At 69.7% G+C, this 19,917-nt stretch carries 18 protein-coding genes; 8 read left to right on the top strand and 10 right to left on the bottom strand.

Annotated elements, in window-relative coordinates; genetic code table 11:
- Positions 1-75: 75 nt before the first annotated feature.
- The 4 genes from clpX to HS104_09530 form a co-directional block, all read right to left on the bottom strand.
- A complete protein-coding gene (gene clpX, locus HS104_09545) occupies positions 76-1,338 on the bottom strand; it encodes an ATP-dependent Clp protease ATP-binding subunit ClpX (GenBank protein MBE7480213.1) in 1,263 nt (420 codons plus the stop codon).
- A gap of 78 nt (positions 1,339-1,416) precedes the next feature.
- A complete protein-coding gene (clpP, locus tag HS104_09540) occupies positions 1,417-2,073 on the bottom strand; it encodes an ATP-dependent Clp endopeptidase proteolytic subunit ClpP (GenBank protein MBE7480212.1) in 657 nt (218 codons plus the stop codon).
- A gap of 26 nt (positions 2,074-2,099) precedes the next feature.
- Positions 2,100-3,389 (bottom strand): trigger factor, encoded by a 1,290-nt coding sequence (gene tig, locus HS104_09535; protein ID MBE7480211.1) that lies wholly within the window; start codon positions 3,387-3,389, stop codon positions 2,100-2,102.
- Between the two features lie 339 nt (positions 3,390-3,728).
- A complete protein-coding gene (locus HS104_09530; GenBank protein MBE7480210.1) occupies positions 3,729-3,920 on the bottom strand; it encodes a transcriptional regulator in 192 nt (63 codons plus the stop codon).
- A 364-nt stretch (positions 3,921-4,284) separates the two neighbouring features.
- On the opposite strand from HS104_09530, the gene HS104_09525 reads away from it, so the two are divergent.
- Positions 4,285-5,049, top strand: coding sequence for a ParA family protein (locus tag HS104_09525; protein MBE7480209.1), 765 nt, complete (start codon positions 4,285-4,287; stop codon positions 5,047-5,049).
- Between the two features lie 11 nt (positions 5,050-5,060).
- A complete protein-coding gene (locus HS104_09520; protein ID MBE7480208.1) occupies positions 5,061-5,948 on the top strand; it encodes a ParB/RepB/Spo0J family partition protein in 888 nt (295 codons plus the stop codon).
- A 577-nt stretch (positions 5,949-6,525) separates the two neighbouring features.
- On the opposite strand, the gene HS104_09515 is transcribed toward HS104_09520, so the two are convergent.
- Positions 6,526-7,530 carry a tetratricopeptide repeat protein gene (locus tag HS104_09515; GenBank protein ID MBE7480207.1) on the bottom strand — a complete coding sequence of 335 codons (1,005 nt, stop codon included), beginning with the start codon at positions 7,528-7,530 and terminating at the stop codon, positions 6,526-6,528.
- Positions 7,527-10,196, bottom strand: a complete 2,670-nt coding sequence (gene glnD / locus HS104_09510; GenBank protein MBE7480206.1) for a [protein-PII] uridylyltransferase — start codon at positions 10,194-10,196, stop codon at positions 7,527-7,529. Before glnD ends, HS104_09515 begins: the two co-directional genes overlap by 4 nt.
- A gap of 93 nt (positions 10,197-10,289) precedes the next feature.
- On the opposite strand from glnD, the gene HS104_09505 reads away from it, so the two are divergent.
- The 5 genes from HS104_09505 (at position 10,290) to HS104_09485 (ending at position 15,793) form a co-directional block, all read left to right on the top strand.
- The gene (locus HS104_09505) at positions 10,290-10,850 is read left to right on the top strand and encodes a hypothetical protein (protein MBE7480205.1); all 561 of its coding nucleotides are present in this window, start codon (positions 10,290-10,292) and stop codon (positions 10,848-10,850) included.
- Positions 10,840-11,739: a matrixin family metalloprotease gene (locus tag HS104_09500; protein MBE7480204.1), complete on the top strand. Its 900-nt coding sequence runs from the start codon at positions 10,840-10,842 to the stop codon at positions 11,737-11,739. The genes HS104_09505 and HS104_09500 overlap by 11 nt, the downstream gene beginning before the upstream one ends.
- Positions 11,740-11,866: 127 nt before the next feature.
- The gene (locus tag HS104_09495) at positions 11,867-13,063 is read left to right on the top strand and encodes a hypothetical protein (GenBank protein MBE7480203.1); all 1,197 of its coding nucleotides are present in this window, start codon (positions 11,867-11,869) and stop codon (positions 13,061-13,063) included.
- 49 nt (positions 13,064-13,112) lie between these two features.
- Positions 13,113-14,222, top strand: a complete 1,110-nt coding sequence (gene lpxB / locus HS104_09490; GenBank protein ID MBE7480202.1) for a lipid-A-disaccharide synthase — start codon at positions 13,113-13,115, stop codon at positions 14,220-14,222.
- On the top strand, positions 14,210-15,793 hold the full coding sequence (locus tag HS104_09485) for a glycosyltransferase family 39 protein (protein MBE7480201.1): 1,584 nt from the start codon (positions 14,210-14,212) through the stop codon (positions 15,791-15,793). The genes lpxB and HS104_09485 overlap by 13 nt, the downstream gene beginning before the upstream one ends.
- On the opposite strand, the gene bioB is transcribed toward HS104_09485, so the two are convergent.
- From bioB to HS104_09470, 3 genes are all read right to left on the bottom strand, one after another.
- Positions 15,700-16,656, bottom strand: a complete 957-nt coding sequence (gene bioB / locus HS104_09480) for a biotin synthase BioB (protein MBE7480200.1) — start codon at positions 16,654-16,656, stop codon at positions 15,700-15,702. The genes HS104_09485 and bioB overlap by 94 nt on opposite strands.
- A 64-nt stretch (positions 16,657-16,720) precedes the next feature.
- Entirely contained in the window at positions 16,721-16,984 is a 264-nt protein-coding gene (locus HS104_09475) for a hypothetical protein (protein MBE7480199.1), read from the bottom strand.
- Positions 16,975-17,571, bottom strand: a complete 597-nt coding sequence (locus HS104_09470; GenBank protein MBE7480198.1) for a hypothetical protein — start codon at positions 17,569-17,571, stop codon at positions 16,975-16,977. Before HS104_09470 ends, HS104_09475 begins: the two co-directional genes overlap by 10 nt.
- Positions 17,572-17,697: 126 nt before the next feature.
- On the opposite strand from HS104_09470, the gene HS104_09465 reads away from it, so the two are divergent.
- A complete protein-coding gene (locus HS104_09465) occupies positions 17,698-18,411 on the top strand; it encodes a hypothetical protein (GenBank protein MBE7480197.1) in 714 nt (237 codons plus the stop codon).
- Here HS104_09465 and HS104_09460 read toward each other — a convergent pair.
- Positions 18,390-19,883, bottom strand: a complete 1,494-nt coding sequence (locus HS104_09460) for a glycosyltransferase (GenBank protein MBE7480196.1) — start codon at positions 19,881-19,883, stop codon at positions 18,390-18,392. The two genes, HS104_09465 and HS104_09460, sit on opposite strands and share 22 nt — an antisense overlap.
- Positions 19,884-19,917 lie beyond the last annotated feature (34 nt).

The following is a 19,917-nucleotide window of genomic DNA, read 5'->3' as shown; positions in this document are numbered from 1 at the left end:
GTTTGCTCGGGCGGGCTCTGACGCGGGCCGTGCGCCCACTCTTGGACCGGCTCCGCGGCAAACCCCGGGTGACGCTCAGCCTACTCCGGCTTCGCGTTGGTCCTTCTCGTAGACGATGAGCGGGGATTCGCCCTTCGCGATGACCTCTTCGGAGAGTACGACCTCCTTGATGCCGTTCTTGGTCGGCACGTCGTACATGATGTCGAGCATCGCCTCCTCGAGGATGGCCCGGAGGCCGCGCGCTCCGCTCTCGCGCTCCAGCGCCTTCTTGGCCACCGCCTGCAGGGAGCCCTTGCTGAACTTCAGCTTCACGCCGTCCATCTCGAACAGCTTCTGGAACTGCTTCACCAAGCTGTTCTTCGGCTTGGTCAAGATGTCGACGAGCGCCTCCTCGTTCAGCTCGTGGAGCGTGGCGATGACGGGCAGGCGGCCGATGAACTCGGGGATCAGCCCGAACTTGAGCAGGTCCTCCGGCTGCACCTTGTTCAAGAGCTCGCCGAGCTTGTAGTCGCTCTTACCCTTCACGTCGGCGCCGAAGCCCAGGCGGCTCTGGCCCAGCCGCCGCTGCACGATCTGGTCGAGCCCCACGAAGGCGCCGCCGCAGATGAACAGGATGTTGGTGGTGTCGACCTGCAAGAAGTCCTGCTGCGGGTGCTTGCGCCCGCCCTTCGGGGGCACGTTGGCGATGGTGCCCTCGATGATCTTGAGCAGCGCCTGCTGCACGCCCTCCCCGGAGACGTCCCGGGTGATGCTCGGGTTGTCGCTCTTGCGGCTGATCTTGTCGATTTCGTCGATGTAGACGATGCCGCGCTGAGCTCGCTCGACGTCGTGGTCGGCGTTCTGCAAGAGCTGCACGATGATGTTCTCGACGTCCTCGCCGACGTACCCGGCCTCGGTCAGGGTCGTCGCGTCGGCGATGGCGAAGGGGACCTTGAGGATCTTGGCCAGCGTCTGCGCGAGCAGGGTCTTGCCGCTGCCGGTCGGTCCGAGCAGGAGGATGTTGCTCTTGCTGAGCTCCACGTCCTCCGTGGCGACCTTGCTGTCGATGCGTTTGTAGTGGTTGTAGACGGCGACCGAGAGGATCTTCTTCGCCCTCTCCTGCCCCACCACGTAGTCGTCGAGGATGGTCTTGATCTCCGACGGCTTGGGCATCGGGTCCGAGCCACCGGCCGGCTCGTCCTTCTCGACCTCCTCCGCGATGATGTCGTTGCAGAGGGCGATGCACTCGTCGCAGATGTAGACCGTGGGTCCAGCGATGAGCTTCTTCACTTCCTTCTGCGATTTCCCGCAGAAGGAGCAGCACAGGTTACCGTTGGAGTCGTCTCGGCGCCGTTCCACTTTTTACCCTGACGGAAATCTCTAGAATTTCGCGGGAATTGTAGGCCGAGCCCCCCGACCCCGCAAGTAACGGTGAGCTCAGTCGCCCTTCTTCTTGGGCTCGAAGATCTCGTCGATCAGCCCGTATTCCTTGGCTTGTGCCGGGCCCATGTAGAAATCGCGCTCGATGTCCTTGGCAATTTCTTCGCGGGCACGCCCGGTCGCGCGCACCAGGATGTCCGTGATGACGTCCTTGGCGTGGCGGATCTCGCGGGCCTGGATCTCGATGTCGGTGGCCTGACCCCGAGCGCCGCCGAGGGGCTGGTGAATCATGATGCGGGAGTGCGGCAGCGCGTAACGCCGGCCTTTCTGCCCGGCGCACAGGAGCAGCGCGCCCATGCTCGCCGCCTGGCCGATGCAGATGGTGCTGACCGGACAACGGACGTACTGCATGGTGTCGTAAATGGCCAAGCCGGCGGTGACCACGCCCCCGGGCGAGTTCACGTAGAGCTGGATGTCCTTGTCCGGATCTTCGCTCTCCAGAAAGAGAAATTGGGCGATGATGATGTTGGCGACGTCGTCGTCCACCTGACTGCCCAGGAACACGATGCGGTCCTTGAGCAGGCGGCTGAAGATGTCCCAGGTCCGCTCGCCGCGGTGCGTGGTCTCGACCACGTGGGGGTAGATGATGCTGGCCGTGGCGGGGTTTTCCAGGACCGCCATGGCCTGGCGGCGGGTTTCGGGTCGCTGGGTCATGTGGCTTCCTCTCGGCTCTCGCGCCCCTAGGGGGACTTCCCTGGCTCGTCCTCGATCTTGGCCTTCGCCTCGATGATGTCGAGTACCTTGTTCTCCAGAATCATCCCAATCAGCATCTCGCGCTTCTTCGGATCGCGGTATTCGGCCCGCAGCTTGGCCACGTTCTTCCCGCTCTGCTCCGCCAGCTCGGCCAGGCCCTCCTCGATCTCGGCGTCGCCGATCTTGATGCTCTCCTTCTTGGCGATCTCCGCCATCAGGAGCCCGGCGCGGACCTTCACCTCGCTGTCCGCCTGGATCTTCTGCCGCAGCTCGTCCCCTAGACCGGACACGCTCTGACCCTGGCGGCGGGCCTGGGACATGATCTCCTGCTGCGTGAGCTGCATCTGGCGTTCGACCAGCGAGGGCGGCAGCGGGATGGGGTTCGCCTTGACCAGCTCCACCACCAGCTGCTCGGCGACCGCGTTGTCCGCGTTCTCCTTGAGCTGCTTCTCGATGCGGGTCGTGATGTCCTTCTTCAAGTCGGCGAGCGTGTCGAACTCGCCCAGATCCTTGGCGAACTCGTCGTCCAGGGCGGGGAGCACGCGCTCCTTCAGCTCCTTGAGCGTGAGCTTGAACACCGCCGTCTTGCCCTTCAGCTTCGGGTGCGGATGCTGGGCGGGCATCTCGACGCTGGCCTCGGCGGCGTCGCCGACCTTCTTGCCGGTAAGGGCCTCGTCGATGGGCCCGAGCAGGACCCCGGCGCCGAGCTCGGAGGGGAAGTCGGTGGCGCCCGCGTCCTCGATCACCTTGCCGTCCACCTCGATGCTGAAGTCGATGGTGACCTGGTCACCCTTGGCGGCGCCGCGTTCGGTCTTGGGCGGCTCGAGCGTCGAGTGCTCGCGACGCAGCCGCTCGAGCTCTTCGGCGATCTGCTCGTCCTTGACCTCGATCTTCGGGCGCTTGGCCTCGAGGCCGTCGTACTTGACGCTCTCGATGAACGGGACGATCTCGAAGCGCGCCTTGTAGGAGAACGGCTTGTTCTCTTCGACCTTCTGCGGCTCGATGGCCGGCGAGCTGACCGGCTGCACGTTCTCCTTGCTGACCGCCTGCGGGAAGGTCTCGTCCACCAGGCGCTGGGCCACGTCCGCCGCGATGCGCGCGCCGAACATGTTTCGGAGGATGCCCCGGGGTGCCTTGCCAGGGCGGAAGCCGCGGATGCGCGCGCTCTTGGAGACGGCGGTGTAGGCCTTCTCCATCTCGCTGCTCACGCGGTCGGCAGCGACCTGGACGTCGAACTCGATCAGCACGGGGCTCAGCTTGTTGACCTGGACCTGCATGGGAGGGGCCTCAATTCCACGCGCCGGCTTTCGGGTCAAGCGCCGCGAGGCCGCTCGGCGAACCCGGGCCCGGAGGGCCCGCCCGCCCGGGCTCCGTGGGTCTTGGCAAGGTCAGATCACGATCGTCCACAGAGGCGAGGCGCCCGAGAACCCGGCGAGGCCGGGCGACAGCTGTTTCGACCGGTGGCCGGAGTCGCGGGGCGCGGCGAATGTCCGGGCGAGAAATACAAAAGAGAGCCCCCGCGGGAGGCAGGTCCGCGGGGGCTCCAGGGCTCCGGGAGGGAACCCGGACCGACTGGGGGCGACGCTCGGGCCGACCCCAGCCAATCCGAAGCCAAGTCAGTCGTCGTCGTCCTCGTCCTCTTCTTCGGCGGCATCGAGCATGGCCTCGAAGGGATCGGCGTCGAAGTCGAGCTCCGCCCCGAGGGCGGGCTCCTCCAGCTCGTCGAGGGTCCACCCAGCACGCATGCCAGGGCGGATCTCCTCACGCTGGAAGTCAGCGAAGCTACGGTAAGCGCGGGGCGTGGACATCGGTTCGGGTCTCCTCGGTCGGGGGGTGGCGGCCGCGCTCAGTCGCGAGCGCGAGACTTGGGAAGCAGGAGGAGCACCCGGCCAGGCCCGGGCTCGACGTTCGCGAAGAACCGCGTGGCGAGCAGTCGCTCCCGCGCTGCCTCGCCTTGCTCGACCTCGGTCAGCGCCGCGCGGAGGCGGCGGCGAAAGGAATGTCGGGCACTGGCGGAGGCGTTCATACTTACGTCAACCCACTTACACCTACATCTGCGCACACAGTACGACACGCCCGGGTGACCGCCAAAAAACTGATGGGGTTTCGCCGAAGTTCGATAAGCCAGGGACCGCGCCGGGCTTTCGCTGTAAAGCACGGACCGCGACCCAGATGGCCCGTCCAAACGTGATCGCGATCGCCAATCAGAAGGGGGGCGTCGGCAAGACGACCACGGCGGTCAACCTCGCTGCCAGCCTGGCGGCGGCGGAGCGCCCTACCCTCTTGGTCGATCTCGACCCGCAGGCGAACGCATCCAGCGGCGTCGGATTCGGGTCCGGCACCGTGGAGCGCACCATCTACGACGCGCTGGTCGGCAACGCCTCACTCGGCGACATCATCCAGCACACCAAGATCGGCACCCTCGACGTGGCGCCGAGCACGCAGGATCTCACCGCCGTCGAATACGAGCTGTTCGACGAGGCGCGCGGCACTCACCTGCGCCGGCTGCTCGCCGAGGACGTGGTCGAGCGCTACCGCTACGTCGTCATCGACTCGCCGCCGTCGCTCGGCGTGCTCACGCTCAACGTGTTGGTCGCCGCCGATCGCGTGATCGTGCCGCTGCAGCCGGAGTACTACGCGCTCGAGGGCATCACCTACCTGATGGCGACCATCGACCGCGTGAAGTCGAGCTTGAATCCCAACCTCACGGTCGAGGGCATCGTGCTGACGATGTGGGATCCGCGCAATCGGCTGGCGCACCAGGTTGCGGACGAGGTGCGCCGGCATTTCCGCGTGTTCGACGCCGTGATCCCGCGCAACGTGCGCCTCTCCGAGGCGCCCAGCCACGGCCTGCCGGCGCTGCTCTACGACGTGTCGAGCAAAGGCGCGCAGGGATACCTCAGCCTGGCTCGCGAAGTGATCGAGGCGCACTCGTGACGGGCGGGGGCATGGGCAAGCCGCCGCGCGGGCTCGGCCGTGGGCTCGACGCGCTCTTCCCCGCGAAGCCCGCGCCGGCCCCCGCCCCCGCCCACGGCGGCGGCAGCTACGGCGAAGGCAACGTCTTCACCTGCGCCGTCGAGAAGATCAAGCCGCAGCGCGGACAGCCCCGCAGCCACATCGACGACCAGGCGCTGGAGGAGCTGGCGCAGAGCATCCGCGAGCACGGCATCATCGAGCCCCTGGTCGTGCGCCGGCGCGGCGTGGACGAGTTCGAGATCATCGCCGGTGAGCGCCGCTGGCGGGCCGCGCAGAAGGCCGGCCTGCGCGAGGTCCTGGTGGTGGTGCGCGACGTGTCCGACAAGGACGCGTTCGAGCTGGCGCTGATCGAGAACATCCAGCGCGCCGACCTGAACCCGATCGAGCTCAGCGAGGCCTTCGACCGGCTGATGCGCGACCTCGGCTACACGCAGGAGAGCCTGGCCTCGCGCATCGGCAAGGACCGCTCGACCATCGCCAACGCGCTGCGCCTGCTCAAGCTGCCGGAGCGCGTGCGCAAGCTGGTGATCGCCGGCGACCTCTCCGAGGGCCACGCCCGGGCGCTGCTCGGCGCCCCCGACGAGCTCAGCCTGGCGACCCTGGCCGACAAGGTCATCGCCGGGCGCCTGAGCGTGCGCCAGACGGAAGCCCTGGTGCGCAACGCCAAGCAGAGCGCCGGCAAGGGCCCGAAGGGCGGGCGCAAGAGCAGCAAGAGCGCGGCGGTCCGGGACCTGGAGCTCCGCCTGGAGCGCAAGCTCGGCACCAAGTGCGAAGTCAAAGATCGCGACGGCAAGGGCGAGATCAGCGTGAAGTACTCGTCACTGGACGAGCTGGATCGCCTGCTGGATTTGATATTGTGATGCGCACATCTCTCCGCCACCTCCCGACCCGGAGCTCGTCGAGCTCCATCTTCGCGGCCTAGCCCACGCCCTCGCCGCCGCTGAGCTCTCTGGGTCGCACGCCGCTGCGATGCGCGAAACGTCCATCCCGCGGACATCCCGTGCGTCGCACGCCGCTGCGATGCGCGAAACGTCCATCCCGCGGACATCCCATGCGTCGCACGCCGCTGCGATGCGCGAAACGTCCATCCCGCGGACATCCCGTGCGTCGCACGCCGCTGCGATGCGCGAAACGTCCATCCCGCGGACATTCCGTGCGTCGCAGCCCGTTCCGATGCGCGAAACGTCCATCCCGCGGACATCCCGTGCGTCGCAGCCCCTTCCGATGCGCGAAACGTCCATCCCGCGGACATTCCGTGCGTCGCAGCCCGTTCCGCGTCGTGGCGACGTGGCGCTCAGACCGGCTGACGTCCTGGGATGAGCGCTCCAGAGCAGCCGAGCACCGCAGTGCTCGACGCGCTCCCACGTCTGACACCAAAATCTTCTTCTTCTTCGTTGCGTCGTGGCGTTCGTTGCGTCGTTGCGCCAAATCCGTCGGCTACTTCTTGGGAGGGCCCTTCAGCTCGTCGAGCTCCTTCTTCGCCGCCTCGCCGACGCCCTTGCCGCCGCTGAGCTCGACCGCCTTCTCCAGGGCGGCCACCGCCTCCTTGGTCTTCTTCGCGGTTTTGTAGTGCATGCCCAGGTAGTAGTGGGCCGGGGCGTATTTCGGATCCAGCTTCAGCGCGGCCTCGTAGTCGCTCTTGGCGCCGGGCTCGTCCTTCATCTCGTGGCGGCACACGCCGCGACGGGTGTGGAAGTCCGGCTGCGCCTTCTTCTGGATGGCCTTGTCCAGCGTGCTCACGCAGTCGGCGAAGCCTCCGAGCTTGCCGAACAGGGTGGCCACCGCGGCGACCAGCTTGTCGTCGGCGCCCGCCGCGACCTTGCGCAGCTCCGCGAGCGCTTCGTCCTTCTTGCCGGCGCCCGCCAGGAGCTCGGCGTGCGCGTAGCGCAGCTCCAGGTTGTCCGGCTGCGCCTTGACCGCCTGCCCGTAGGCCGCGAGCGCGCCGGCGGCATCGCCGGTGGCCTCGAGGGCCAGCGCGCGGTTCATCAGCAGCATGGGCTGGGTGGGGGCGTGCTTCAGCGCCGCCTGCACCACGTCGAGCGCGGCCTTGCCTTCGTCCGCGTCGAGCAAGAGCGCCGACAGGTTCACCGCCGCCTCGGTCAGCTTGCCGTCGAGGGAGAGCGCCTTCTGGTATTTCTCCCTCGCGCCCTTGGTGTCGCCGCCGTTCTCGAGCGCCACACCGAGGTAGAACGCCGCTTGCGGATCGTTGGGAGCAGCCGCCTCGGCGGCGGACAAGATCTCCTTCGCCTTCGCGAAGTCGCCGGCCTGGATCGCGTCCATGCCCTCCTTGACCTTGGCGCTCGAGGCCGGCGCGGTCGGCCCGGGCCCGTCCGTCTTGGGATCGTCGAAGGGAGGCGGATCGCCGTCGGGGTTCTTCGCCGGAGTGCCACCGGTGCATGCAGCCAAGAGCAGGGCGAGTGTCAGCGAGGTGAGTTTGTTCATCGAGCCTCCAAGTCTTCGAGCTCCGCGACGGTCGAGAGAATACGGCGCTTGAGCTCTTCGATGCGAGCGGGCTCCTCGAGCTTGGCTCCGGAGGTGTCCGTGACGTAGAAGACGTCGGCCACGCGGGTGCCCTCGGTGTTGATTTTGGCCAGGGAAATCCCCAGGCCGGCCTCCTGTAGGGTGTTGGACAGCCAGAACAGCAGGCCCGGCCGGTCCCGCGTCGTGACCTCGATCACCGTGTGGGCGGTAGCGCGGTGATCGACGTTGACCTCGGTCGGAACGTGGGGGGTGTGTCCGACGCGATAGCGCGGCGACGCTCGCCCCCCGAGCACCAGCTCGGCGGGGGTCGACTCGCCGCAGAGCAGGCTGGCGAGGTCGCGCTCGATGCGCGGAACCATCGCCCGCGTCTCCGCTTCGTCGCGGGTGCTCTTGACCCAGAACAGATCGAGCGCCCGCAGGCGCCCAGAAGGATCCGTCCAGGAGTGGATCTGCGCTCCGACTACGGCCAGGCGCGCGGCGGCCAGCGTCGCCGTGAAGATCGCCAAGAGGCCCGGTCGATCGTCCGCCACGAAGCCGAGCTGGTGGTGCTGCTCGTCCGTCGCCAACATGCCGACGGTGGCGGCGCGCCCATCGGCGCCGAGCGCGAAGCGCGCGTGAGCGCGGATGTCCGCTTCGGAGTTCGCGTACAGGTAGCGCTCGGGCATGGCGCGGAGGAAGTGGGTGACGAAGCCCCGCGTCTCGGGCTCGTCCCAGCCGGCCACGATGCTGGCGATCTTCTGGTCGAGCGCCTGCTCGGGGACGGCGCCCTCGTCCAGGCGTCGCATCGCTCCGACGTAGAGCTCGTCCAGCATGCGCGCCTTCCAGCTCGTCATCGCCGTCGGGCTGGTGGTCGAGACGTCGGAGACGGTCAAGAGGTAGAGCTCGCGGAGCCCCTCGCTGCCGTGCACGTCCTTGCAGAAGTCGGCGAGCGTCGCCGGGTCGTCGATGTCGCGGCGGGTGGCGACGTGGTACATGCGCAGGTGCTGCGCCACTAGGTGCTGGATCTCGCGGATTTCCGGGGCGGCGAAGCCGAGACGCTGGAGGATGCCTTCCGCCATCTCGGCGCCGCGCTCGGAGTGGTTCTTGCCGCCGATGTCCTTGCCCACGTCGTGGAGCAAGGTCGCGAAGAAGAGCACGTTCGGTCGGGCGATCTCGGCGGCGAGGCGCGACGCCAAGGGGTAGTCGGCGGCTAGATCGCCGCGCGTGAGCGAGCGCAGGCGATCGACCGCTGCGACCGAGTGCGCGTCCACCGTGTACACGTGGTAAACGTCGTGGTGCACGCGGCCGACCACGGGTGAAAACTCCGGGATCATCGCCACCAGGAGGCCCAGGTCGTGGAGCTCCGCCAACACCGACTCGTGCTTCAGCCGCGAGCTCTGCACCGTCGTGACCAAGCGCACGAACAGCCGTGCGGCCTCTGCGCTCGCGCGCAGGCGCTCACCGAAGCTCGGCGAGCTGGCCGCGCGCGCCACCACGTCGCGGGCGAACTCGTACACCCGCACGTCCCGGCGCAGCGCCTCGTCGTAGAGCCGGAACGCGAGCGCGGGCTCGGTCTCCAGCGCACCGGGGTGACCGATGCTGACCTCGCCGTTCACCAGCGTGAGCCCTCGCCCGATGCTGACCGCGTGGGGCTTGCGCGTCGGAGGCGGCAGCGCGCGGGACAGGATCATGTCGCGCGCGCGCTCGATGGCCCGAGCGTGGCGGTAGTAGTCGCTCATGAAGCGCTCGACCGCGGGACCGCCGCTGCCGTAGCCCAGGTCGTCCGCCAGCTGCTCTTGCCGGTCGAAGCTCAGGCGATCGGCCCGCCGCCCGGCGTACGCGTGCAGGAGGTTGCGCACCCTCCAGTGGAACTCGTGGGCCTGGTCGATCTGCTGCCACTCTCGCGGAACCAGCACGCCGAGCCGCACCAGGTCGGCGAGCTCGGTGATGCGCCAGCGCGCGCGGGCTGCCCAGTGGGCCACGTCGAGATCGCGGATGCCTCCGGGTCCGTTCTTCACGTCGGGTTCGAGCAGGTAGACCGAGCCGCCGAAGCGGCCGACGCGGTCGTCCGCACGGGCGCCGAGCCGCTCCAGAAAGCGCGCGATCTCACCGATGCCGAACAGACCCTCGAACACTCGTTCGAGCAGCCGCGCGCTGGCCTCCCGGGCTCCGGCGACGTGGCGCCAGTCCAGCAGCGAGGTGGCGGTCGGTAGATCCCCGCGCCCGAGCTCGATCACGTCGTCCGGAGAGACCACCTGGTGACCCACCGAGAGCCCTGCGTCCCACAGCGGGTAGAGCAGCGCCTCGGCGATGGGCTGGGTCTGCTCGAGGCTCGAGCCGAGCGGCAAGAGCCGCACGTCCAGATCGCTGGCAAACGCCACGGCGCCCCGCCCGTAGCTGCCGACCGCCGCGAGCGCCACGGATCGCCACTCGCCGGAGCGACGCATGGTGGCCTCGACTGCGCCGAACAGCGCGCCGAGCAAGCCGTCGAACACCTTCGCGTAGCGGCGTGCGGCGGGCAGGCCGGCTTCGCGTCCACCGGTCCGGATCATCGCCTCGACCTCCGCGCGGTGGCGAATCACGTAGCGGGTGAGCTCGGGACCGAGCTCCGGCGATACACGGGTGAGCAGCGGCCCGGTGGTGGGCATGAGTGGGGAGGTCGTCATCGAGCCGGCAGGGGCGTCCGTTATAGCGCAGAGGCCCGCGGCGAGAAGTCGGCCGTCATGCTAGGCTGGCGCGCAATGCTGGGACGAAGGCGGTTCCTGTGGGCGTTCGGGGCTGGTGCCGCGGGTCTCGTGCTGCACGGGCGACCGGCCCGGGCGAGCATCGCGCGCGCCCTCTCGCTCCGGGAGCTGGTGCGGTCGAGCGAGCGCGCCCTGGTCGGCACCGCCCTCGACACCGAGAGCCGCTTCGAGAGCGTGGGCGGGCGGCGCCGCATCGTCACCTACAGCCGCCTGCGGGTCGAGGAGCGCCTGGGTGGCCCCGGCGACGAGAGCGAGCTCCTGGTGCGGACGCTCGGCGGCAAGGTCGGCGACGTAGGTCAGGTCGTGCACGGCGAGGCGCTGCTCCTGCTCGGCGAGCCGGCGCTCGTGTTCTTGGGGCCGAGCCCCGAGGGCCCGCTGGTCGTGACGGCGATGGCCCAGGGTCACTACCCGATCCGCGCCGACAAGCGCGGCGAGCGCCGCCTCTCGCCGAGCCCCCGGCTCGCCGAGCTCGTGGGTGACGGCGCAGCGCGGGAGCTCGCCGGAAGACGCGTCGCGGAAGCCACGGGCCTGGTGCGAAAGGCCTGGGATGCGCGCTGAGACCCCGCTCGCTCTGCTGGTCGGCCTCGGGCTCTTCTGCCTCGCATCACCTGCCGAAGCCTTCTGCCGCACCACGACCTGCGGCCCGGGCGAGTGCCAGGCGTCGGCGGACTGCGCGTATTGTCTCGAGGGCGGGCTGCCGCTCTACTGGCCCGGGGGCTGCGCGTCGTTCTCGGCTCAGGTGGCCGGCTCGTCGTTGCGCGGCATCTCCGCCCAGACCACCGGGCAGCTGGTCGAGAGCGCGCTGGCGCAGTGGATCGGCGTGGACTGCGGCGGTGGCGCCGGCCCCTCCCTCGCCATCTACCGGACGCAGAACGTCGTGTGCAACCGGCAGGAGTACAACCAGGACTCGCCGAACGCGAACGTGTGGATGTACCGCGACGACTACTGGCCCTACGCCGGCAGCGGCTCGACGCTGGCGCTCACCACCGTCACTTACAACGTGAAGACCGGAGAGATCTACGACGCGGACGTCGAGATCAACTCGATCGAGGTCCCGCTGACCGTGGGGGACACCCAGGTCCAGGCCGACCTCGCCTCGATCATCACCCATGAGGCCGGTCACTTCCTCGGGCTCTCGCACACCTGCGACCAGAGCGCGACGATGTTCGCGAGCTACAAGTTCGGTGATGTCCAGCTGCGCTCGCTGGAGGCGGACGACGTTCAGGGGATCTGTGCCGTCTATCCGCCGGGCAAGGATCCGACCCAGTGCGATCCGACTCCGCGGCACGGCTTCTCGGAGGACTGCGGAGCGCCCCCTGCCGACGACGGCTGCTGCACCACGGCGGCAGGGCACTCCGACTCGCGTGGCGCGTTCGCGCTGTCCCTGGCGCTCGCCGCCCTGGCCCTCGCCGCCGGCCGCAAGCGGACCGGGGCGAGGACGCGCTGAGCGCGGGTGCCGGCCCGTTTTCCTCGTAACTGCCGCGGCGCGTGCCGAACCCCCGGGCTTCTGTTAGAACCCTCCGGGATTGTAGGTTGGGCGGCGGGTTCTCCGCCCCAAGACGCGGAGGCTTAGCGTGGGTCGTTCGGCGAAGGTTCTGGGTGCGGTCGTTGCAGGGGCGTTCACGCTGGGGGCGTACGCGTGCGGCGGGGACGAAGGCGGCGGCGGCAGCGGTGGCTCCGGCGGCAGCGGTGGCTCCGGAGGCACCGAAGCCGGGGCTTGCGGTCCGACCCCGCTGGGCTTCCCCGGCGAGTGCAAGGGCGGCGCCCCAGAGGAGTGCTGCGACACGACGCTGCCGGTGATGGTGAAGCGCGACAAGAACGACAACCCGATCCCGCCGGACTGGTCCTGCATCACCGGCGGCGGCGGAACGGGCGGAACGGGCGGCGCAGGCGGCGCGGGCGGCACCGGCACGGGTGGAGCGTCCGGAGCCGCTGGTGCCGACGGCGGGACCAGCGACGGCGGGACCACCGACGGCGGGACCACCGACGGCGGGACCAGCGACGGCGGCCCCCCGACCGACAAGAACGTGTTCGTGGTGAAGGACTTCTCGAGTGACGACCCCGTTGCCGACATCGAGGTCGAGCTGTTCGAAGGCGAGAGCATCTTCGGCAAGCAGCCGTTCCACCAGGACTTCACCAAGGGCAACGAGCACCACACCGGCGTCACGGAGCTGAACGTCGGCGAGTTCTATTTCCCCCACCCCGCGAGCAGCAAGTACCTCTCCTATCGCGTGAAGGAGAAGGTCGGCGTGGCCAAGGAGTTCGTCGGCTTCGGGCAAGACGTCCCGGCCGCCCCAGGCAAGGTGGAGGGCAGCACGCTGTCGCCGACGCTGTACGAGCAGCTCGCGAACTTCGCCGTGCCGCTGGTCGGCTGGACCCCGCCGGAGGATCTCGCGATCATCACCGGCCCCATCCGCGACTGCGCGGGCGACGACGTCGGTGGCGCTCGCATCAAGTTCTTCGACGAGACGGCGGGCAAGGAGATCGAGCCCGGCACCTGCGAGCGCGACGTGCGGTACATCTACTTCGACGGGCAATACCCGAACCCGAAGTGTGCGTACTCCGACCGGCGCCAGTCGCTGTTCGTGATCGCCAACGCGCCGTCGAACGCGCCGGGGCAGCCCAAGGCGGGCAACAAGTACAAGATCGAGTACTGGGGCCGCCTGAAGGACAGCGACACCGACGCGGTGAAGTTCGCGGAGAAGAGCATCGAGATCTTCGCCAACACGGTCAACGTCCACCAGATCCGCCCGAACGTGCAGCAGAAGTGACTGCCTCGCGCCGCCCACCCGGCGGCGGGAAACGGAGCTCTTTTCGACCGTGACGCTCCTGGTTTCGGCTGGAGAAGGCTCGGGCGACGCCATGGCGGCGCCGGTCGTGCGCCGCCTCGGCTCGCCGGCCTTTGGCCTGGGGGGCCGCGCGCTCGGCGCGGCGGGCGCGGAGCTGCTGGTCGATCTCGCCTCGCTCACCGCCATGGGGATCGGCTCGGTGGTGGCGCGGGCCCCAGCGATCGTCCTGGCAGCGCGCAAGCTGCTCGCGGAGTCGAAGGCGCGCCACGCTCGCGCGGCCCTCTTGGTCGGCTACTCCGAGTTCAACGCCTGGCTCGGACCCCGCCTGCGCGCGCTCGGGGTGCGCGTGCTCTGGTACGCGCCGCCTCAGATCTGGGCGTGGCGCAGCGGCCGCGCGCCGGGCCTCGGCCGCGCCGTCGATCGCATGGCCGTGGTGCTGCCGTTCGAGGAGGCGCTGTGGCGCAGCTACGGGGTGGACGCCCACTTCGTCGGTCACCCCTCCCTCGAGCGCAGCCCCGCCAGCCGCGAGGCCGTGCGCGAGCGCCTGGGACTGGCCCCGTGGGCCGAATATTTGGCCATCCTGCCCGGGAGCAGGCCCCACGAAGTGTCGCGTCACCTCGGGCCGATGCTGGAGGCGCTCGCCATCCTGCGAGCCGACCGCGGCGCCCTCGACGCCCGGGTGATCGTCGCGCCGTCGCTCACCCGCAGCGTCGCCGACGAGGTCGCTCGCCGCTCGGCGGCGGCCGGTGTCTCGGTGATCGAGTCGAGCGCACCCGGCGTGCTCACCGCGTTCGACGTGGCGCTCGCGGCCAGCGGCAGCGTCACGCTCGAGTGCGTCGCTGCCGAGGTGCCCCCGGTCATCGGCTACCGCGCCGGGCCGCTGACCGAGCTCGTGGCCAAGCGTCTGCTCTCGGTCGAGATGGTGGGCCTGCCGAACCTGGTGCTCGGCGAGCGCGTGTTCCCGGAGCTCCTTCAGTCGGCCTTCACCGCGGACAACCTGGCCGAGGAGGCCGGTCGGCTGCTGGACGAGCGCGCGGCGTTCGTGCGTGCCTGCCGCGACGTCAAGGCCCGGCTGTGCCCCGGCGAGCGACCGGAGAGCTCGGCGCACGTGGCCCGGCTCCTCGCGCCGTGGCTGTCATGACGCCGAGCGACCGAGCGCCCTGGGCTCTGGCGCTGCTGTCGACGCTGGCGCTCGGCGCGGTTCGCCTGCACGTCGCGTGGGGCACGGGGTTCGGCGACGCCGAGGCGTTGTACGCGAGCTACGCGCTCCACCCGCAACCCGCCTACCTGGATCATCCGGGTCTGGTCGGCTCGATCGCGCGCCTGATCGGTCGCGGCGGCGCGCCGAGCCCGCTCGAGGCGCACCTCGTCACGGCTTGCGCGGCGGGGCTCGTGCCGTGGGTGGCAGGCTTCGCCAGCCGCGCCGCCGGCGCCACGACGCGCGGCGCGCTCGGCGTCGTCTTGGCGCTCACCTGGGTGCCGGAGCTCGCTATCGGGCTCTTCGGGCTGACCCCCGACCTGCCGCTGGCGCTCTGTTGGCTCGGCGCCCTCGCGCTCGCCGCCATGGCAGCCCGCGCTCCCGCCCAGAGCTTCCGCGCGCTCTTGTACACGCTCGGCGTCGGCGCGCTGGTCGGGCTCGCGACGCTGGCGAAGGTCAGCGGACTGCTGCTCGGCCTCGGCCTCTTCGCCGCCTCGCTCGGCCCGGGTCTGCGCTCCCGCTACCGCACGCTCGCGCCCTGGGGAGCGCTCGCCGTCGCGCTGGTGTTGATGGCCAAGGTGCTCCACTACGAGCTCAGCGAGGGCTGGCCGATGGCGCGCCACCGTTTGATCGCCACTCAGACCGCCTCGGGCTTCTCGCTCCGGAACCTGGGCGCGTTCCTGGGCGGACAGCTCGCCTACCTCACGCCTCCGTTCCTGGTCGGCGCTGCTCTCGTCGCCCGGGACCTGTTTCGCCGACGCCGGGAGGACGCCGTGAGCGCGCTGCTGTTCTGGTGCACGGTGCTCGTCGCGCTGCCGCTCGGCGGCATCTGCCTCTGGTCGCGGGTGGCGGAGCCGCACTGGTTCGCGCCGGCCTACCTCGCGCTCGCCGTCCACCTCGGGCGCGCGGAGGCGGTGGGGCCGAGGCTCTCCCGAGCCTCCGTCTACACCGGCGTCACCGTGGTCGCCTTCGCCTGGCTCTGGATCCGCACGCCCCTCGCCCCGCGCCTGCTCGGCGACGCGTACCGCGCGCGCTACGATCTGGCCAACGACCTGTACTCTTGGAAGCCCGGCGCGCTGCTCTTGGACGAGAGCCTCGAGGCCGCTCGGCGCGAGGGCGGTGGCAGCGTCGTGGTGGTCGGCCCGCACTGGATCGTGTGCGCCCAAGCGCACGCCCACCTGGGGCGGCGCGCGCTCGTGGGCTGCAACGGCCCGCGCCGCGACGATTTCGACGGCTGGCTGCCTCGGGCCCGCTGGGCTTCCGCACGCCACGTCCTCTACGTTCACGACAGCCGCTTCGCGCTCGACCCGGAGCGTGAGCTGCCGGGCCGCGTCGTGCGCAGCGTCCGCGAGGCGAACGTCGTGCGCGGGGGGCGCGTGGTCCGCACCCTCTGGGTCACGCACCTGGAGAGGCTCAGCGACTACGCCGGCAGCGCGGTCAGCCCGGCGCTCCGGAGCAAATCAGTGTCCTCGTCCGGGCCTGGATTCGGAGTGGTCAGGAGCTTCTCACCGTAGAAGATGCTGTTGGCGCCGGCGTACATGCAGAGAAGCTGTGCTTCGCGTCCCAGCTCCGAGCGCCCGGCCGACAGGCGAACCCGCGAGCGCGGCATCAGGATGCGCGCGGTGGCGATCATTCGCACCAGCTCCAGCGGATCGATCGGCGGCAGGCTCTCGAGCGGAGTCCCGGGCACGCGCACCAGCGCGTTGATGGGCACGCTCTCTGGATGGGGATCGAGGCGCGAGAGCTCGACCAACATGGCGGCGCGGTCCTCGACGCCCTCGCCCATGCCGATGATGCCGCCGGTGCAGACCGTGATGCCCGCCGCGCGGACGTGCCCGAGGGTCGCCAGGCGCTCCTCGAACGCGCGCGTCGTGACGATGGAGCGGTAGAACTCCGGCGATGTGTCCAGGTTGTGGTTGTAGGCGTCGAGGCCCGCCTGTTTCAGCCGCAGCGCCTGCTCGGCGCTCAGCATGCCCAAGGTGACGCAGGTCTCGAGGCCCTCGGCCTTCACGCGCCGGACCATCTCCAGCACCTGCTCGAAGGCCGGTCCTTCCTTCACCTCGCGCCACGCAGCGCCCATGCACAGGCGGGTTGCGCCGACCTCGCGTGCACGCTTGGCCGAGGCGACGACCTCGTCGACGCTGAGCATCTGCTCGCGGTCCACGGGGGTCTTGTAGTGGGCGGACTGCGGGCAATACGCGCAGTCCTCGGGGCAACCGCCGGTCTTGACGCTGAGCAAGGTGCAGAGCTGCACCTCCGACTGAGGGTGGTGCGCGAGGTGCACCGCGCGGGCGCGGTCGATCAGCTCGAACAGCGGCAGGTCGTGGATCGCGCGGACCTCGGCCCGGGTGTAGTCATGGCGGAAGCCGTCGGACATCGAGCGTGGAGATAGACCAGGACCGGCAACGGGTCCAGGTGAGTCGACGCAGAGCTTCGCAGTCTCAGAACGCGCCCGCGTCGTAGCAGTTGGCGACGCAGCCCTCGTAGGCCGACGGCAACGCAGTGCACTGGCACCAGCTCTCGCAAGCGGCGCAGCCCAGGCAGTCCACGCCTTTTTCGCACTTCGGCGCCGCCTCCCCCCCAGCGTCCGCAGGCTCCCCTTTGAGGCGGTCGAGGTCCGTGGTGAACGAGCACGCCGAGGCGACCAGTGTGATCGCCGCCGCGCACACCAGACGACGAACCGCCGCGGCGGGCCTCAGTTGCACAAACCGTTGGAGCTGCAGACCGCAAAGCCGGGACACGGCTTCTCACCGGCGGGACAGCAGCCCTCGTCCTTCTGGCCGTCGCAGTTCTCGTCCACGTCGTTGCCGCAGGTCTCGCTGGTGGCCGGCGTCTTGGCGCCCTTGCACTCGGCCTCCCACGTGCCGTTGGTGCAGGTCTGGGTGCCGCCGCAGTCGCCGGAGCCGCCGCAGGGCTGGGTCGAGCCATCCGGCAGCGTGGCGCCGGCGCCGTCCTTGCAGGGGCATCCTTCGTCGATCGAGCTGTTGCAGTCGTCGTCCTTGCCGTTGTCGCAGACCTCGGCACCGGACGGGATGGTCGGATCGTCGTCGTCGCAGTCGTAGACGGTACAGCCGGGGCCGACGCCCGCCTTGTCGCCGTCGTTGTCGATGCAGCCCTGCGCCACGCAGAAGCCCTCGATGCACGAGGCCGTCCCCTTCGGGCAGTCTTTCACCGTCGTGCAGGAGGTCGGCTTGGGGATGTCGTCGCCGACGTCGTTGTCACTACTCGAGCTGCAGGCCGCGACTACGATCGCGAACAGCCCGAACCAAAGCGAGTCTCTCGATGGGGCCACTGTTCAGATGATACCCTGAATCCGACCCAGATGTCGAAAGCGCCGCCGGACCGTGACATCGGGCTCGGGACCGCCTACGAAAGGCTGGCGATATACCGCCGCTTAGCCCGCTGGTTCGAGGGTGGCGTGGCAACTGCCGCCGAGGGGCCGGTGGACGGGTTCGCGGGCATCGGCGGGCTCCATCTCCTGCCCCTGGCGCGCCGCGGCTGCCGCGTCACGGTATGTGCGTCCGATGCCCGAGCCCTGGACGCGGTGGCGGCGGCGTATCGCCACGCCGGCGCGCTCGACCGCCTGACGCTGTTCCAAGGCGAGCGCCTGCCGGACGAGCGCTTCGACTTGGTGCTCGACTTCAACGGCCTGCCCCACGTCGAGAACTGGCGAGCCCACCTCGGCATGCTGGCCGCTCGGGCCCGCGAGCTGGTCGTGTTCGTGACCTACCCGTTCAGCTACGGGGCGTTCGTGTCCAGGGCGCTCTCGCTCCTCGAGCGCGGTCCCCGCGCCCCGCGGCAGTACCAGCACGAGACGACCCTCGCGAGCCGGCTCGTGCCGGAGCTCGAGCGCCTCGGGCGCATCCGCGAGCGGGCATGGGTGGACTGTCCCTGGTGGCCCGACTTGTTCGTCCAGCCGGGAGCCACGCTGGCCCAAGAGCTGCGCGACCGGCTGCACCTCCGCCTACCGGCCCCGAGCCCGCGCTTCGTCTACCCCGCCGACAGCTTCCCTTACGGAGGAGACCCACCGAGCGAGCTCGTGCGCGCGCTCGGCCGGCACCCGGCGTTCGACGACTCTGTCGTCGCGCCAGTGTTCGCGCACCACCGGGCCTACCGCGTGCTCGTGGACTGAGCCTTCTCCCCCACCCCGCGGCTGGCCAGAGTGGCGAGCCCGACCCAGCCGAAGCTCGCCGAGACGAGCCCGAAGAAGAAGGTGTAGGCGTGAATCCCCTGCTCGAGCGCCAACCACGCGAAGTATCCGTGCGCTGCGCCGAGCGCGAGCTCGAACAGCACCAGCGGGTCACGCGGGGCCAGATAACGCGGCCCTTGCCTGGTGCCTCCTTCGCTGCCCGCCTTGGGAGTGCGGACGAAGGAGCCGCCGCGGGCGCAGATGCCGCTGAAGAAGGCGACGGTGTAGAGCAGCGACATCCCCATGGCCAACGGCAAGATGAGCGGCACGAGCAGCGTCTCGGTCACCTTGGACCCGCCCCGCGCGAGCGCCGTGCCGTAGAACATCAGGCTGCTCAGGAGCACCAGCGCCACCAGGCCCGCGTTCCAGAACGTGCCGTAGTCCACCAAGAAAGGCATGCCCCAGAGGGTGGTGAACGGCGAGGTCAGGCAGGCGAGCAAGATCAGCGGATCGATCGCGTGCCTGCCGAGGTGCATGAACATCATCAGCTTGGCCCGCGCCGGCACCTTGGCCAGCAAGATGCGCGCGCCCAGCGTCCGGAGCATCTGCGCCGAACCGAGGGCCCAGCGGCGTTGCTGTGCGCGGAACGCCGCCATGTCTTCCGGCACCTCGGTGGGCACCGCGTAGTCGCTCATGTGCAGTACGCGGTAGCCAGCGAGGAAGGCGCGGAACGACAGGTCGGCGTCCTCTGCCAGGATCTCGGGGCTCCAGCCCCCGGCCGCGTCGATGGCCTTGCGACGCCACGCGCCGTTGGTGCCGTTGAACTGCAGGGGCAGGCGCGAGCTGGCGCGTGCGTGCTGGTCCACCACGAACAGTCCGTCGAGCACGATGGCCTGTAGGCGCGTCAGGAGCGAGTGCTGGCGATTGAGGAACCCCCAGCGCACCTGCACGCAGCCCACGGCGGAATCCTCGAAGTGCGGGATGACCCGGCGCAGGAAATCCCGCGGCGGTACGCAATCGGCGTCGAACATCGCCAGAAACTCGCCTTTGGCGCTCTCGAGGCCGTGGTTCAGCGCGCCGGCCTTGAAGCCGCTCGGGCGGGCCCGGTGCAGGTGAACGATGCTGAGTCCCTGGGCGGAGAGCTCGTCCACCAACTCGCGGGCTCGCTCCTTCGTCTCGTCGGTGGAGTCGTCGAGCACCTGGATCTCGAGCTTGTCTCGCGGGTAGTCGAGGGCGCAGGCGGCGCGGATCACGCGCTCCACCACGTAGTATTCGTTCTTCAGCGGCAGCTGCACCGTGACGCTGGGCCAGCTCCCCGGCGCCTTGGGCGTGACCGGCGGGCGTCGCCTGAGCGCGGCCCAGGCCGCGCGCAGGAAGTGGACCACGAGCACGACCAGGAGCCCGCGCAGCGCCAGCCGCAGCGCCTCGAACACGACCAGCAACGCAAAGGTCGCGCCGGTGGTCTGGGGATCCATGTGCCGAGCCGTTTAGCTCACGGGCGAATTCCTG

It is taken from the genome of Polyangiaceae bacterium (genome assembly GCA_015075635.1).
Taxonomy (GTDB): domain Bacteria; phylum Myxococcota_A; class Polyangia; order Polyangiales; family Polyangiaceae; genus JADJKB01.
The sequence above is the reverse complement of the archived record's forward strand: the minus strand, read 5'-3'. Positions and strand labels throughout refer to the sequence as shown.

Bases quoted from the DNA above. Each gene is read 5' to 3' on its own strand.
- HS104_09520 (MBE7480208.1), top strand. From the start codon at position 5,061: ATGGGCAAGCCGCCGCGCGGGCTCGGCCGTGGGCTCGACGCGCTCTTC.
- HS104_09460 (MBE7480196.1), bottom strand. From the start codon at position 19,883: ATGGATCCCCAGACCACCGGCGCGACCTTTGCGTTGCTGGTCGTGTTC.
- HS104_09505 (MBE7480205.1), top strand. From the start codon at position 10,290: ATGCTGGGACGAAGGCGGTTCCTGTGGGCGTTCGGGGCTGGTGCCGCG.
- HS104_09530 (MBE7480210.1), bottom strand. From the start codon at position 3,920: ATGTCCACGCCCCGCGCTTACCGTAGCTTCGCTGACTTCCAGCGTGAG.
- glnD (MBE7480206.1), bottom strand. From the start codon at position 10,196: ATGCCCACCACCGGGCCGCTGCTCACCCGTGTATCGCCGGAGCTCGGT.
- HS104_09515 (MBE7480207.1), bottom strand. From the start codon at position 7,530: ATGAACAAACTCACCTCGCTGACACTCGCCCTGCTCTTGGCTGCATGC.
- tig (MBE7480211.1), bottom strand. From the start codon at position 3,389: ATGCAGGTCCAGGTCAACAAGCTGAGCCCCGTGCTGATCGAGTTCGAC.
- HS104_09525 (MBE7480209.1), top strand. From the start codon at position 4,285: ATGGCCCGTCCAAACGTGATCGCGATCGCCAATCAGAAGGGGGGCGTC.
- bioB (MBE7480200.1), bottom strand. From the start codon at position 16,656: ATGTCCGACGGCTTCCGCCATGACTACACCCGGGCCGAGGTCCGCGCG.
- HS104_09500 (MBE7480204.1), top strand. From the start codon at position 10,840: ATGCGCGCTGAGACCCCGCTCGCTCTGCTGGTCGGCCTCGGGCTCTTC.
- clpP (MBE7480212.1), bottom strand. From the start codon at position 2,073: ATGACCCAGCGACCCGAAACCCGCCGCCAGGCCATGGCGGTCCTGGAA.